Origin of the sequence: Larkinella sp. (assembly GCF_965227735.1) — a bacterium.
Taxonomy (GTDB): Bacteria; Bacteroidota; Bacteroidia; order Cytophagales; family Spirosomataceae; genus Larkinella.
Map to the genome: position 1 here is coordinate 4383195 of NZ_OZ245776.1, position 15697 is coordinate 4398891.

A 15697-nucleotide genomic window follows, 5' to 3' on the forward strand; every position below is an offset into this window, starting at 1 on the left:
TCAAATTTTTTTATTTAAATAAGTTTCTTTATTTTTGATACCTGTTACGTAACAGGTAATTTACTCTTTGATTATATCTCGGGATAACGGCACAATTTTCCAGACAAAATCAAAGACCAATGATTGTATCATTCAAGCACAAAGGGTTGAAGCAGCTCTTTGAAGAAGGCACTGAATCGGGCTTACCATCAAAGCAGATTCCAAGGATAAAACATATTCTTTCTTTACTGAACGTTGCCAGAGACCCCAGCGGCTTAAATTTCCCCGGCTCCAACTTTCATCCTTTAAAAGGAAACAGGAAAGGAGAATATGCGGTCAGTGTAACGGGTAATTATCTTATAACTTTTCGCTTTGATAAAAAGAGAGCCGAAGCTCATGATGTCAATTACGAAGATTATCACTGAATTTATTTAAGTAAACACGTAGCGTGTTGGTTAAATCGAATGTAAAATGAGCACTATGTTTAATCCCTCTCATCCGGGTGCAATTTTAAAGGATTTGTATCTTGCTGGGGTTGGTTTGACGGTAACAGAAGCTGCAGCATCATTGGGCATCAGCCGAAAGACACTTTCTCAGATCATCAATGGTCATGCGGGAATCAGTCCACAGATGGCTCTCACTTTAGCACAGGCATTTCCTACATCAACGCCGGAACAGTGGCTTGATCTTCAACAGCAGTATGATCTGTGGCAAGCCCGGCAGAAGAAACAGCAGGTCATTGCTCCGCTTTGGCCTGCGAAAAGCAGGATTCCCGCTGCTCAGTAATTCACGTGAATTATGGATACGTTCAGTTCTGTTACGATGCCGTTAGGCATCTGATGTTTGTAGTAGGGATTTCGTATCCTTCCAGCCGCCTGCCGTAAGTAGGCAACGGTTGCCTACTTACGGCAGGCGGCTGGAAATCAGGCTATTGTTCTATAAACATTCCGTCTCTACGAGACGACACGAGCCATAATTCACTTTAATTATTTGTTATTTAGCTGGTTAACACTATTACCGGTCCAGATACCGCTTCAGATCCGAAATAGATTGGATGCCCAGTTGGTCGGCCTGCGCCCGGCGCATCATCAGGGCGTAGGTGTTATTGAAACCCAGCGGAGGCAGCCAGGTGAGGTTATACCGGTTTTGAAATTCACGGCTGACATACTGAAAAACCGCTTTTCGGTCGGATTTGATGGAATCGGCCAGGGCCGGGGGCGGTTGCAGAATCACGAGCAAACCCGTTCCGGTGTATTCCGGATAAAGGTCGATGTCGCCAGCCGCCAGGGCGTCGAAACAGATTTTGGTGCCGCCCAGACCGGTTTTTGTAACCACTTCCAGCGTCGTCCGGTTTTCGAGCAACTGCCGCAGAATTTCGGCCAGAATGTATTGTTCCGTAAAAATCTTGGTGCCGATCACGATCTTACCCGCCCGCTTCGTCTCCACCGGTGGAATCAGCAAACCGGTTTGCTGCAAAAACCGCCGGGCCACGGCTTCGGGCGATTCGTGCCGAAAATCCGCGCGGTAATTCAACTCCGTCATGACCGAATCCGACAGCCGTCCTTCCAGCAAACGCAGCGTTTTGGGAACATCGGGATACTGTTTCAAAACCGCCTGCCGAACCACCAGTACCGCTTCATAGGGCGGAAATGCGTTTCGATCATCCGCCAGAACACGCAACTGAAATGCTTTGATCCGCCCGTCCGTCGAATACCCGCTGATGAGATCGACTTGTCCACGACGAACCGCTTCGTACATCAGATTCTGGTCGATGAGTTTGGGCGTCATCCGCAAACCGTAGGCCCGAACCAGGCCCGGGTACCCGTCGGCGCGTCCGTAAAACTCGTGGGCAAAACCGGCTGTCAGCTTCGCCTGACTCCCCAGCGGCACCCAGTAAAAAGCCGACAGAAGGGGAGCAATCAGCAGAAAAACGAAGGCAATCCGGCGTAGCTGCAACCCCTGCAACTGTTGCAGCCGGGCCAGCAAAAAATCGAAGAAAATCGCTAACAAAGCCGCAGGAATAGCACCAGCCAAAATCATGTTGCTGTTGTTGAGGGCAATCCCGCCGAAGACAAATTCGCCCAGGCCCCCAGCGGCCACATAAGCCGCCAAGGTTGCCACGCCCACGTTGATGACGGTGGCGGTGCGAATCCCGGCAAAAATAACCGGCAGGGCCAGTGGCATTTCCACCCGGATCAGCATCTGGCCGGTGGTCATGCCCATGCCCAGCGCGGCTTCTTTCAGCATCGGACTCACTTCCCGAATGCCCACGTAGGTGTTGCGGACAATCGGCAATAAAGCATACAGAAACAAGGCGGTAATGGCGGGCCAGATGCCGATTCCCAGCATCGGAATCAGAAAACCCAGTAGGGCAATACTCGGAATGGTTTGAAGAATGCCCACGACCGCCAGAACGACGGAAGCCAAACGCGGGCGGTATGTGATCAGGATGCCCAGCGGAAGGCCAACCAGCAGCGCCAGGCAGAGCGACAGAAACGTCAGGCCGATGTGCGTCAGGGTTTGTTCGGCCAGTTTGTCCCGTTGTTGAACCAAAAAGTCGAAAAAATCCTGCATGGTTGTGCTTAGATAGCCCCTAAATCGGATTGAAATACACGCCGATGCCAAGCCAGCGGGTTTTCTGGTTTTCGTAGACGCTATAGGGCCGGAAACCGGTGTAACTTTCCAGCAGGAACGTCAGGTTGTTGGCCGTGCGACCCAGTTCCAGCCCCAAACCGGCTTTAACACCGGGCCGAAAGTCGGTTTGCTGCCATACTTTCAGGTCCACACCACCCACAAACCGGGCAAAGGCCTGCGACGGTTTGCGGTAATAAAAACCGGCCTGAGCGCTCAGCCGTTCACGTTCTGCCGGTTTTCGCAGACCAATGCCAACCCCCACATATTTCCGTAAACCGTTCTTTTCGTGGTTGTACGTCACGTCGATCACTTCGTAATTAACCGGGTTGGGCAGGTAATAATTGATCTGGTTGCGAAACAGATAATCGTCGCCGAGGTGCGACGAGAGGTGATACAACCGCAACCGCCAACTGTGGTTTCGGACTTTGATGTTGTAAAGAAAACTGAGCCGGTAATCGGTGTTCATCAACTGCCGTTTCTGCTTGTTCAGCTTGTCGTCGTGATACACTTCAAACTGCGTAAACGAGGCCACGTCGAACGAAAGCTCGCTGCTGCGGTCGGCGGATTTATACCAGCGAATCAGCGGTTTTCGAAGTCCAAACGCAAACGGAACGATGGTTCCGTCATATTTTTTGCCGTCCATCCAGTAGCCGGGCAACACGCTGACGCTGGTTTGGGCTTCAATCGGGTCCAGCAGAATGGGGTCGAAGAGGTGGCCTTTGGGCAGAAATTCCCGGCGCGGATACGTCGGCTGGGTGAGGGTCGCGTGGCGAATCACGAGGGTGTCGGGCAGATCCTGCGCCAACGTACCCACCGATCCGGTCAGGAGAAGAAAGGACAGTAAATAAAGTTTCATCGCGCAATAAAAACCTCCGGTTTTCAGGCCGGAGGGTGACAACAGAGAGTTTTTTTAAGCCTCAACGCCCGTTTTCTTCAATTCGGCGTAGTGTTTATAGAAATACGGAATGGTTTCGATTCCCTTGTAAAAATTGAACAAACCGTAGCTCTCGTTCGGCGAATGCAGCGCGTCGATGTCCAGACCAAAACCCATCAGAATGGACTTGACGCCCAGTTCCTGTTCAAACAGGGCCACAATGGGAATGCTGCCACCGCCCCGGGTCGGAATGGCTTCTTTGCCCCAGGCCTCACGGAAGGCCCGGCGGGCAGCTTCAAATTCGACCGAGTCGGTGGGCGTTACGTACGGTTGACCGCCGTGGTGGGGTGTTACGGTCACGGTTACCGTCGGCGGAGCGATAGAAATAAAATGCTTCGTAAACAGTTCGGTAATCTCGTCGGGGTCCTGGCGTGGTACGAGCCGCATGCTGATTTTGGCCTGCGCCTTGCCCGGCAACACGGTTTTGGCCCCTTCTCCAATGTAGCCACCCCAGATGCCGTTCACGTCCAGCGTCGGGCGAATCGAAGCGCGTTCGGGCGACGAATAGCCTTCTTCGCCAAAAACAGCCTTGAGGTTCAGATCGCGTTTGTATTCTTCTTCATCGAAGGGGGCTTCGGCCAGGGCCGCCCGTTCTTCGGGTGTCAATTCGTCTACTTTATCGTAAAAACCGGGGATCGTAATCCGGCCTTTTTCATCGTGCAATGAGGCAATCATCTGACACAGCACGTTGAGCGGATTGTGAACCGCGCCACCGTACACGCCCGAATGCAGATCGCGGTTTGGCCCAACGACTTCCACTTCGACGTAGGAAAGACCCCGCAAACCGGCTTCAATTGACGGCACATCGTTGGCAATGATGCTCGTATCCGAGATCAGGATCACATCGCACTTGAGTTTATCGCGGTTGGCGGCTACAAAATTGCCCAGGTGATCGGAGCCGATTTCTTCTTCGCCTTCAATCATTACTTTGACGTTGCAGGGCAAACCGTCGGTGGCCAGCATGGCTTCCAGTGCTTTGACGTGCATGTAAAACTGGCCTTTGTCGTCGCACGAACCCCGGGCATAAATGCGTTCGTTGCGAATGGTCGGTTCGAAAGGCGGGGTGTTCCAGAGTTCGTAGGGATCGGCGGGTTGGACGTCATAATGGCCGTATACCAAAACCGTCGGCAACGCATCGTCGATCAGTTTTTCGGCGTAAACGACCGGATGGCCCGGTGTTTCGTGCAGCGCAGCATTGTCGAGACCGGCGGCAGTCAGCTTATCCCGGACAAATTCAGCCGCCCGGCGCATATCGGGTTTAAATTTAGAGTCGGCACTCACGGACGGGATCCGCAGCAATTCGAAGAGTTCGTTCAGAAACCGCTCTTTATGTTCCGCAAAGTAGGTTGATAACATGGTGTTGACGGGTTTTTGTCGGACTGACAAAGGAAATAGTACCAAAAAATGACGCCCCGAAGTTAATCACTTCGGGGCGTCATGCAATCAGGAATAGCTTGAAACTTATTCTTCGTCTTCTTTCTTCCGGAATTTGATCAGCCGTGTCCGGCTTTCTTCGCCGTTCAACAGTCGGGTGATGTTTTTCTGATGGGTCAGGACCACAAACAGGAAAACGACTACCCCGAAAACAATCAACAACGGATGTTCTTTTTGCCCAAAAGCGCGCAGCAACAACAGCACCGGAAAGGCCAGGGCTGCCATCATCGAACCCAGCGAAACGTATTGCGAGGCAATGACCACCACCAGAAAAATACCGATGCAGACAGCAGCCACTTCGGGGTGAATTGCGAGAACCATACCCAGGAGCGAGGCAACGCCTTTGCCCCCTTTGAAGTCGGCCCAGATCGGGAAAACGTGCCCGATAACGGCCACAAGGCCAAAAACCAGTTTAAACGTCAGGATTTCGTGGGTTCCGATCACGTCGAAATACCACAGCAGGGAAGAAAGGATGGTGGCGGTGTAGCCTTTCAGCACGTCGATCAGCATCACGACCGTGCCGGCCCGTTTGCCCAGAACGCGAAAGGTGTTGGTCGCACCGGCGTTTCCACTTCCGTATTTACGAATATCTAATCCAAAAAAACCCTCTCCATACCAAACGGCAGTCGGAATGGAACCCAACAGATAAGCAAATAAAGTCGTTGCAACGATTAATAACACGTTCATTCAGGAAATCTACCGCTTCGGCGGTGCGATTGACATTGAGTAAATACTAAACTTAAACCACCTCAATGAGGTGCGCAGAGACTTAAAAGTAGGGATTTCCGGCGGGTTGTAACAACTCCTGAATGACAAATCTACGAAAAAAACCGAGTTTGTTACCGTTTAATAACACAAAAACCATGAAATGTATTCCTTTATCACCATTTTTTATGTGTTCCCCACGGTCGTCTGACCGTGGGGAACAGACTTATTTCTCCATCGGGTGTTCTTTCAGCAACTGATCCGGTGCGTAAAAATCCTTTTTGCTTCCAATAGCCGTCCGGACCTGTTTCACTTTGGACGGCAGGACGGCCGGCGCCTGGTTTCCGAATGAATTCCGGACGTAGGTCAACACCGCTGCGATTTCGTCGTCCTTCAGCAAACCGCCGAAAGGGGTCATCGGAACCTGTCCGGGGTAATTTTTCCCCGCTACTTCAATAGGTCCCAGCAGCCCGTTCAGCACAATTTTGATGAGACGATCCTCATTGCCGGACACCCACTTCGTGCCATTCAGCGGAGGAAAACCGGAGGCCGCCAGTCCTTTGCCGTCGGGCTGGTGGCAGGTGGTGCAATAGCCTTCCTTGCCATAAATCTCTTTGCCTTTATTAAACAGTGCCAGTTCAGCGCCTTTCAGCGTGGTTTTTTCAGCCACTTCTTTCACGGCTTTGACGTTGACGTCGTTCAGGTGAGCAACGGCGGTTTCGTAGGCGTGAATCATCCAGTCGTCGAGCGGTTTTTTCTTGGCTTCGGCCAGAATCGGCAGCCCTTTTTCCTTTCCGATCCAGGACGCGGCCACAATCGCGTCCAGCCGAACCCGGCTGTTGTCGTCTTTCACAGCCTGCATCAGCAAAGCCGCCTGATCGGGCACCTGGTGGCCCGTATACCGCACCACCTGAACGGCTGCGGCCCGGGCGTGATAATCTTTCGCCTTCAGCACCTGCCGTAGCAGCGTTTGATCAACCTTGTTCATCCCCCAACTCACCCACAAACCTTCCAGCAGGTGGTGTTCGTAGCGCGGATCGTTTTTGTCCAGTTTCGCCACCCAGGTTTTCAGCTTGGCCAACACCTGATTCACATCGCGGCCCCGCAGCTCGCGCCGGGTGCGGTAGCGGGTACGGTATTCGGGTAGCTTCAGATTATCCAGCAATTCTTCGATCGTGGCCCCATCCACTTTCGCCGGTTTCACCAGCGGACGCGAGGGATACGTAATCCGGTAGACCCGACCGTGGGAGTGATCACGCAGCGGATCGCGGGCGTTGTGCTGCATGTGGCCGATCAGAATGTTGTGCCAGTCGATCAGATACAGCGAACCGTCGGGCGCAAACTCCATGTCCACGGGCCGGAAGTTGCGGTCTTCGCTCACAACCAGATCCATCCGGTGCTGGCTTTTATAGCCGGTTCCGTCGTCGACCAGCGTATGTTCTTTCATGCCCAGAAAGCCGATGGTGTTGTTGATCAGGAAATCGCCCTGCAACTCGTCGGGAAAATGGCGGCTCGAAACAAACTCCAAACCAGACGTTGGCCGTACGCGGTGGGCTTCTTCCACCAATTGAACGGATTTATGCGTAGCCTGACCGTAGCGTGGCAACACCGTTCCAGGCATCATCCAACGAACATCGGGGCTGGAGGTTTCGGCAAAAAACGGCTGTCCCCAGTCGTCAAACGCAATGCCCCAGGGATTCGGAATGGACAGTTGTGCGGTGCGTTCCAGCTTGTGGCGTTGTGGCGTATAGCGGTAAAAACCGCCGTTGGTGGCCCGAACCGGCCCATACGAGGTTTCGACGTTAGTATGCAAAAACACGCCTTCGCCCGAATAAATGGCCCCGGAAGGGTCTACGCAAAAGGCGTGGCTGTTGTGGTGGGTGTCGTGGTCGTCGTAGCCACTCAGCAGAATTTCACTTTTGTCCGCCTTGTCGTCCCCGTTGGTGTCCGTAAAAAGCTTCAGATTCGTCCCCTGCGAGACATAAACGCCTTCTTTTGCAATTTCGAAACCCAGCGGCAGGTGCAATCCATCGGCAAAAACCGTCTCCTTGTCGGCCTTGCCATCGCCGTTGGTATCTTCGAAAATCAGAATCTTGTCATTGGGTTTCGAATCGCCTGGTTTGTAGTGCGGATAGCTCGGCATCACCGCCACCCAGAGCCGCCCCTTGCCGTCGAACGACATCTGCATCGGTTTGGCGAGGTTCGGAAATTCCTCCTCGGAAGCAAATAGTTCAATCTTGTAACCCGTTGGCACTTTGAGTTTTTCCAGAGCTTCTTTGCCGTAGAGGTAGGTCAAGCTGCCGTTTTTCTCCGGGTTGTAATTGGTTTTTACCGGCGGCAGGGGTGAGGTGTTTTTATCGGCCACCGCCAGATCCAGTTTCTCGCCTTTAGAAGCCGCCAGCCAGATGGCACTGTCCCGAATGGCGGTTAACTCGCGAATTTTCTGGATTTCGGCGGGGTAGTTTTCCGGACCAAACGGATTGTAGCGACGCCCGTAGACGTGAACGCCGTTCGGAATTTTGAAATCGTTGTGCCACATCCAGTTTTTTTCCATCACGGCCTCGTGAATCAGCTTCCGGTTGGCTTCCGCTTTGGGAGCTGCCTTGCCGAAAACCTGATCGACCAGCAAAAGACCCAATTTCTTGTAACCTTCTTCGTTCAACTGCGAACCGTCGATGGTCAGCGGTTCGGCGCTGTCGGCATACCACTGCTGGGAAGGGGTGAAGGCATCGACAAAGAGTACGTTGTTCTGCTCCGCCACTTCCTTCATGGCTTTGGTATACAACAGCAGGTTTTCATTCTCCTTTTTGCCGTTCGGCAGATCCATTTTGGCGGATAAATCCTCGAAGGCGATGGGCGAAACGATGGCGAGTTGCGGAGCGCTCGTGCCGTTGTATTTCTGGCTTAGCGTCCATTTGATGAAGGCGTCCAGTTCGGCTTTGTAGTTGTCCAGTTTGGCCGGTCCCTGAAACGATTCGTTGTACCCGAAAAAAGCGACGATGATGTCGGTTTTCAGGCGGGTGAGCCACTGGTCGGGCGTTTCGAAATGGCCTTCACTTTGGGAGGGATTGGCGTATTCGGTCTGAAATTTTTCGGCACCGGGAAACGCCCAGGGCAAATTCCGGCTGGCGTGGGGCCGAAAACCGGGGGTGTCGCCCCCGTCGCACATGTTCCGGATGAAGAGTTCGCTATCGGGGTAGCGAACCTGTAGTTCGGTCTCAAAATTGTCGTAATTCATCATTCTTGACCCCAGATTGTTGCCAAGCAGCATGATGCGCGACCCTTTTTTGAGCGGAATCGGTTCGGCTCCCGAAAAGAAACCCCGGTTTGATTGAAAAGCACTGAACGCGACGAGTCCCAATCCAACGGCAATCAGCAGTCCGATGAGGCTATTTTTCCTGGGTTTAGACATTTCTATAACTTCTAATGGGTAATACGGATTCGAAACGGCGGAACTTGGGGGCGACTATTTCACGATACCCCGGTAGGGCACATTGATGGCTATTGTGCCCTTCCATTTTTTAGGAACGGGTTTGCCCAGCAACCAGTGGATGGCATTGATGGTCAGCCGCTGAACACTTTCCTGCTGAAAATCTTCGGGGTGTCCGAGGGTGGTGAAGAACACCTTCGCATTGGCTTTATTTTTCCACGTCCAGGCAACCGGGTTATCAATGGCCGGTTTGTCCGGATTGACCGATTTGCCCATTAGCAGGAGCGTCGCATCCTTGGGGGGATAATCCGGACGGACCCGGTAGAGCCACGAAGACGCATGAAACGAAGGGGCTACGCCTGTCAGGATGGGGTTTTTGGCCGCTTCCGGAATGATTGTGACGTCGGTCGTGCTTTCGTGTCCGTAGTGCGTGTGCCCCGCCTTGCCCCAGCCGGGCGGTGAGCCAAACGCCCGTTCGCCGAAAGCATTCCATTCCTCCGAAGGATCACCTTTCGGGAAATTAAACGCGTGGGTAGACGTCCGGAAACCCATAACCGGTTTTCCGGATTTAAGGTATTCGTCGATGTATTGAAGTTGGTCGGGGGGCAGTTGCCGCCAGCGCAGGAAAAATACCGCCAGATCGGCTTCCCGCAGGGCTTCCAGACCGGGGATATTTTTTTCGGCATTCTGATTCGGCGACGACTTGATGACTTTCGTCCGGAAGCCATAATTTTTTTCCAATTCGGCCGCAATCAGCGGGAGGGTTTGTTCCCCGCTGTATTCATGGTCGCCCGCAACAAAAACGATATACGGTTTTTCGGCTTTTGCCGGTGATTTCAGTCGGTTGGCGAGGGCTTCGTTTTCGGCCAGGCTCAGCAAGCCGGCGAGTCCCAGCAGGCCGGAGGTCTGTTGTAAAAAAGCTCTGCGTTTGGTTTTCATGAAGGGTCGGTTTAGGATCCAGGTTCTAATCTGCCAAATTAAGGAAATTTGGGCGTGGATTTACTCGTGGGGGAGATTTTTGAACAAGGAAACGGATGGGTTTTGTGGAACGTCCATTCCGTCACGGAAGCTTTGGCGCGGGATTGGCGTAAGGGTAGGGCATTTCTACGCGGCTGACGGATTGAACCTGAAACCGAAGGGTTACCGTGGTGCCAGACCCCGGCTTGGAATCGATGTGAATCGTTCCTCCCAACGCAGTCGCCCGGTGGTGCTGATTGCGTAAACCGTGGCCAGTCGGGAGCGCATCCGGCGAAAAACCAATGCCGTTGTCGTGAATCATCAGACAAAGGGTGTGAAGATCTTCAGCCGCCAGCCGGATGGTTACCTCCGTTGCCCGGGCGTGTTTGACGATGTTGTGCAGGGCTTCTTTGTAGATCAGGGACAGGTTGCGCCACTGATCGGGTGGCAGGGTCGGAACGGGCACCTGAGCTGAAAACTCCAGAACCGGACGAATACCTGTATGCTCGAACACGCTTCCGGCCATGCTCCGCAGACGGTTGGCAACCGCGTCGGTTTGGGGCTGGTGGAGGGTTAAACTCCAGACGATGTCGCGCATCCGATCCATGATGTGCCGGGCGGTTTCGCCGATGGTGGTAAGGGCGGTTTGGGCCTGGGCCGGTTGGTGAGCCAACCGGCCTATTGCGACCTGGCTCAGGATGCTGATGCCGCTGAGTTCGGAACCGAGTTCGTCGTGCAGATCGCGGGCAATGTCGCCCCGGATTTGCAATAGTTGCGCCTGTTTGCGCTGATTTTCCTGCAACTGTTCGACCAGCGCCGTCTGCGTCTGCAATTTTTCCTGCATAGCCAGTTGTTGCCGTTTCGCCAGACCGAGCGAGAAGGCCAGCAACTCGGCACTATAGCTGGTGGCCCAGATCAGAACTTCCCGAAAATCCAGACCGGCCACGTCATAAAACACCTGCTGATTGATAAAACTGATCAGTGCGCCGGTGAGGAAAAAGACCATTCCCCAAAAGAGGTATTTGACCGTCGCATCGTAAAACCGCCACAAGACCCAGAGCGTAAACAAACCGAAAGCCATCAGGCTGACTTCGAGGCACTCGTAGGTGACAAACAGGAATAGACTCAGCAATCGCTTCATGGTAATGAAGAGGTCGAGAACCCCCAGTCCGAACAAAATCCAGCCCGTCCAGCGAAAAACCCGGTTCAAACGGGGGGCGCGGGTTTCCAGTTGCATGTAGGATCGCAAAAAAAACGTATAGGCCGATAAGGACCAGAAAAACGTGGTTAGTGAGACGCGTCCGGTAAAGCCAATCTCCCGAAAAACCGGCCACGTGTCAACTACGATGAACTCGTCGAGCATCAGCAACCGGACTAACACCAGCCATAGATAGAGCGCATAATAAAGAAACATCCGCTCGCGCAGCAGGAAGAATTGGGCGCTGGTGAAGAGAAACATCATCAGGATAATGCCCCAAAAAAACGTTTCACCCAGGCGATTTCGGTATTTGGATTCGTAGAGCCAGAGCGCTTCTTTGGCCTTGTAAGCCGCCGGGGTGAATAGCCTGACCGGAAACGTTCGGGCGTATACCCGCATCCTGTTCAAAATCTGGAGCCGGTATGCCGCCGATTGCCCCGGTTCGAGGGTGAACAGAACCAGATTTTTGTCGCGCAGGTAGGGCATCACGCGATCCGGCGGGGGGCGGGTCGCGGTCAACTGGCCCGTATAATCAAGTAAAATCAGCGTGTTACCCCGTTCCTGATACAGCCGGATTGAGTCGGCAAGGTCCCCAACCTCGATCACGACGGGCGCGGGTTGCGAACCGGGGTTTATCACAACAAACCGGTGTTCGGTGGTTTGCTGCGATGGGGTTAGCGTAGCAGGAAGGTCCGTCTGCTGCGTTGGTCCAAATGGGTAGACCAGTGGCTGGGCCAGGAGCGAATCCGCCAGAGCCAGGCAGACGATGAGCGTAAGAAGTAGTTTGCCGACGTAGGTAGCGGACCACATACTAACATTCGTTTCCTCAAGATAAAGAAACCATGTCTGAAAAAATGATAAAAATTCCATTCAGGCGGGTTAAATTGAGCGATCGGTTCCGGGCGGACGGGAATTGGTTGCAGTTTAGGACCAGAAAACACAAAACCGTTCGCTATCTTTTTCAGAAACAGGATGCTTTGTGCGGCAAATCGTATGATATTGGCTTGATTTATGACGGTATTTCTACCTAAAATCCGATATGAGCGAAAGGGAAAAAATGCTGGCCGGTGAATGGTATTGGGCCAATGACCCTGAACTGCTGGCGATGCGGGGGCGCGCCCGGGAATTATTCATGCAGTATAACCAGACCCTAAACAGTGAACAGCCGCTCCGGGAAGAAATACTGGGCATTCTGCTGGGATCATTTGGTAAAAATCCGGACATTCAACCGCCTTTCTATTGCGATTATGGCGCTTACATTCATCTGGGCGACACGGTTTTCATCAACTACAACTGCACCATTCTGGATTACTGCCCGGTCACCATTGGCAACAATGTGCTGATCGGCCCCAATGTAAGCCTGTATGCGGCTTCACACCCGCTACTGGCCAGTCACCGCATTCAGAAAGGGTCGGATATTGCCAAACCCATTACGATTGGCAACAACGTCTGGCTGGCCGGCAATGTCGTCGTTTGTCCGGGCGTAACCATCGGCGACAACACCACGATCGGGGCCGGGAGCATCGTGACGCGGGACATTCCGGCGAATGTGTTTGCCGCCGGAAATCCGTGCCGGGTAATTCGGGAAGTTACGGAATAAGCTGATTCTTAACCCTGTTTCTATGATTGCTGTTCGCCACCTGACCAAACAATACCCGACGCACCTGGCTGTCGATGACGTTTCCTTCGAAGTGGACGCGCGCGAAACGCTGGTGTTACTGGGAACCAGCGGTTCCGGCAAAACCACTACGCTGAAGATGATCAACCGGCTAATTGAGCCGACGTCCGGCGTCATCGAGGTGAATGGGGTTGCGATCGGCGAGCGGAAACTCCACGAACTCCGGCGCGAAATTGGCTATGTGATTCAGGAAACCGGCCTGTTTCCGCATTACACCATCGGCGAAAACATCGCCCTGGTGCCGAGGTTATTGCAATGGGACGAACGGAAGATTCAGGATCGCATTCGGGAACTGATGGTCATGCTCCGCTTGCCCGAAACCTTCGTGAAAGCCTATCCCGGCCAGCTCAGTGGCGGACAACGGCAGCGGGTGGGCCTGGCCCGGGCGCTGGCGGCTCAACCGTCGATTCTGCTGATGGACGAACCGCTGGGGGCGCTCGATCCCGTTACGCGGAGCGCCATTCGCCGGGAATTTCGGAATCTGGAAGAAATACGCCAAAAAACCATCGTTTTGGTAACCCACGACATCCGGGAAGCGTTCGAACTCGGCGACCGCGTGGCCTTGATGGACGGCGGACGCATCCAGCAGATCGGAACACCCCGCGAACTGCTTCTGCGGCCCGTCAATGAATTTGTCCGCAATTTTTTCGCCGATCAGTGGCTGTCGCTCCAGTTGCACGCCTTTTCGCTCCAGGATTTATCGCCCTATCTGCCCGACGAAGCCACTTCGCCACCCGAAGCGCGGCTTTTTCCGGCCCACACCCAACTGGCCGATGTCATGAGTGAACTTTCCGGCCCCGAATCCATCGTTTTCCAATCCAATCAACGGTTTATAACCATTCAGTCGGCCACGATCTGGCCCGCACTCGGGCAATTGCTCCAACATCAATCCGTATCGTAAACCGTACCGACCGTGCAGGAATTTTTCGAATTCATTGTTGAACATGCGGATAAACTGGCCGAACAAACGCTGACCCACATCGGCCTGACGTTCCTGTCGCTGTGCATCGCACTGCTCATTGGCATCCCGCTGGGGGTGCTGATCACGTTCCGCCCCCGCATCGTCGGCGTCGTTCTGGGATCGGTGGGTGTGCTGCAAACCATTCCGAGCATTGCCTTGCTGGGCTTCATGATTCCGCTGCTGGGGATTGGTCCGGGACCAGCCATTGTCGCCCTGTTCCTGTATGCGCTGCTGCCCATTGTTCAGAACACCTACGTCGGCATTCGGGAAGTGAGTCCGGCGCTGAAAGAAGCCGCGCGGGGCATGGGCCTCACGCCCTGGCAAGTGCTGGTTCGGCTCGAATTTCCATTGGCACTACCGGTTATTTTTGCCGGAATCCGCACCGCCACGGTCATCAATGTCGGCGTGGCCACGCTGGCGGCTTACCTCGCGGCTGGCGGACTGGGGGAGTTTATCTTTGGCGGTATTGCGCTGAATAACACCAACATGATTCTGGCTGGCACCATTCCGTCGGCCCTGCTGGCGATTTTGCTGGATGCCGGGCTGGCCCGTTTGCAGAAGCTGCGCGGTTTGGGTCGGTATCGCGTCATGGCGGTTTTTTTTCTGCTTGTGCCGGTTTTGTCGTCTTTCTATCTGCTGCCAGGCGCGGGTCGCCCGACGTTGAGTGCCGGTTTTGCCCACGAATTCTACGGGCGGGCCGACGGCTACCCGGCTTTGCTTCGGACGTATAACCTGCATCTGGCGTCGCGGCTGATCGACCAGAATCTGATGTACGAAGCCGTCCGCACCAATCTGGTGGACATTATCAGCGGATATTCGACCGACGGGCGCATCAAAGCCTTCAATCTGCGGACGCTGACGGACGATAAACATGCATTTCCGCCCTACGAAGCGGCTTTGGTCGTTCGGCAGAATACGTTAAAACAGCACCCGGAACTGCAACCCGCGCTGGATCTGCTGGCCGGGAAGCTTTCGGATTCATCCATGACCGAATTGAACTATCAGGTCGATCACCTGCACCAATCGCCAGCCGCCGTGGCCCGGCAGTTTCTGACCAGCGCCGGTTTGCTCCAAAAACCGGACGGACGGAAGCGGCAGGGGAAGATTGTGATCGGGGCGATGATTTTTACGGAGCAATACATTCTGGCCGAAATCGTGCGGCAATTGGTCGAAAACCGGACGGCGCTGGAGGTGATTACGAAAACCGGTCTGGGCGGCACCAAAATCTGCTTCGATGCCCTGATCGCCGGGGATCTCGACCTCTATCCGGAATACACTGGTACGGGTTTACTGGTCATCCTGCAACCTCCGCTGACGGTTTCGGATACACTGCAAGTGAGCACCAAGGCGGTTTATCAGTACGTCAGCCGGGAGTTTGACCGAAAATACCAGTTAAGCTGGCTAAAACCGCTGGGTTTCAACAACACCTACGCCCTGATGATGCGCGAGGCACAGGCGGCACAGTTGGGCATCCGGACCAATTCGGAGTTGAAGCAGTATCTGGATCGGTGATTTCGGTCTCATTTCATTCTGGCAGGATTCCAAATGCATCCGATTGATGACGGTTTAGCGTTTCCTGTAGCCCACGGTTTGAACCGTGGGTTAAAAGAAAATGGATGGTCAGAAAAACCGTTTTAACGGTTTTGAGATCCTGAAACCGTTAAAACGGTTTTTCTGACCATCATACTTCTCTTCCAGACCCACCGTTCAAACGGTGGGCTGGTTTTCCTGGACCATTTATGGTTTTCGTTTTTTTAATGCGGTTTTGACCTAAACTTCTTACGGTA

The 15697-nt window shown here is 53.7% G+C and carries 12 protein-coding genes; 5 read left to right on the top strand and 7 right to left on the bottom strand.

Features of this window, described 5'->3' with window-relative positions:
* The first annotated feature begins 119 nt into the window (after positions 1 to 119).
* Together ACO064_RS17210 and ACO064_RS17215 are read left to right on the top strand one after the other, a co-directional pair.
* On the top strand, positions 120 to 404 hold the full coding sequence (locus tag ACO064_RS17210; RefSeq protein WP_421828485.1) for a type II toxin-antitoxin system RelE/ParE family toxin: 285 nt from the start codon (positions 120 to 122) through the stop codon (positions 402 to 404).
* 46 nt (positions 405 to 450) lie between these two features.
* Positions 451 to 765: a HigA family addiction module antitoxin gene (locus ACO064_RS17215; protein WP_421828486.1), complete on the top strand. Its 315-nt coding sequence runs from the start codon at positions 451 to 453 to the stop codon at positions 763 to 765.
* Between the two features lie 228 nt (positions 766 to 993).
* Here ACO064_RS17215 and ACO064_RS17220 read toward each other — a convergent pair whose 3' ends face one another.
* The 7 genes from ACO064_RS17220 to ACO064_RS17250 form a co-directional block, all read right to left on the bottom strand.
* Positions 994 to 2553: an ABC transporter permease/substrate-binding protein gene (locus ACO064_RS17220; RefSeq protein ID WP_421828487.1), complete on the bottom strand. Its 1560-nt coding sequence runs from the start codon at positions 2551 to 2553 to the stop codon at positions 994 to 996.
* 19 nt (positions 2554 to 2572) lie between these two features.
* Entirely contained in the window at positions 2573 to 3469 is an 897-nt protein-coding gene (locus tag ACO064_RS17225; RefSeq protein ID WP_421828488.1) for a DUF1207 domain-containing protein, read from the bottom strand.
* A 54-nt stretch (positions 3470 to 3523) separates the two neighbouring features.
* On the bottom strand, positions 3524 to 4903 hold the full coding sequence (locus ACO064_RS17230) for a dipeptidase (protein ID WP_150878344.1): 1380 nt from the start codon (positions 4901 to 4903) through the stop codon (positions 3524 to 3526).
* Between the two features lie 105 nt (positions 4904 to 5008).
* On the bottom strand, positions 5009 to 5668 hold the full coding sequence (gene plsY / locus ACO064_RS17235; protein ID WP_421828489.1) for a glycerol-3-phosphate 1-O-acyltransferase PlsY: 660 nt from the start codon (positions 5666 to 5668) through the stop codon (positions 5009 to 5011).
* Positions 5669 to 5912: 244 nt separating this feature from the next.
* Positions 5913 to 9098: a PVC-type heme-binding CxxCH protein gene (locus ACO064_RS17240; RefSeq protein WP_421828490.1), complete on the bottom strand. Its 3186-nt coding sequence runs from the start codon at positions 9096 to 9098 to the stop codon at positions 5913 to 5915.
* A 54-nt stretch (positions 9099 to 9152) separates the two neighbouring features.
* A complete protein-coding gene (locus tag ACO064_RS17245; protein ID WP_421828491.1) occupies positions 9153 to 10055 on the bottom strand; it encodes a ThuA domain-containing protein in 903 nt (300 codons plus the stop codon).
* Between the two features lie 121 nt (positions 10056 to 10176).
* Positions 10177 to 12081, bottom strand: coding sequence for a sensor histidine kinase (locus ACO064_RS17250; protein ID WP_421828492.1), 1905 nt, complete (start codon positions 12079 to 12081; stop codon positions 10177 to 10179).
* 229 nt (positions 12082 to 12310) lie between these two features.
* On the opposite strand from ACO064_RS17250, the gene ACO064_RS17255 reads away from it, so the two are divergent.
* From ACO064_RS17255 to ACO064_RS17265, 3 genes are read left to right on the top strand one after another with little or no spacing between them, the layout of a single operon-like run.
* Positions 12311 to 12871, top strand: a complete 561-nt coding sequence (locus ACO064_RS17255) for a sugar O-acetyltransferase (protein WP_421828493.1) — start codon at positions 12311 to 12313, stop codon at positions 12869 to 12871.
* 22 nt (positions 12872 to 12893) lie between these two features.
* Positions 12894 to 13850, top strand: a complete 957-nt coding sequence (locus tag ACO064_RS17260; RefSeq protein ID WP_421828494.1) for an ABC transporter ATP-binding protein — start codon at positions 12894 to 12896, stop codon at positions 13848 to 13850.
* A 12-nt stretch (positions 13851 to 13862) separates the two neighbouring features.
* Positions 13863 to 15422 carry an ABC transporter permease/substrate-binding protein gene (locus ACO064_RS17265; RefSeq protein ID WP_421828495.1) on the top strand — a complete coding sequence of 520 codons (1560 nt, stop codon included), beginning with the start codon at positions 13863 to 13865 and terminating at the stop codon, positions 15420 to 15422.
* The last annotated feature ends 275 nt before the right edge of the window (positions 15423 to 15697 follow it).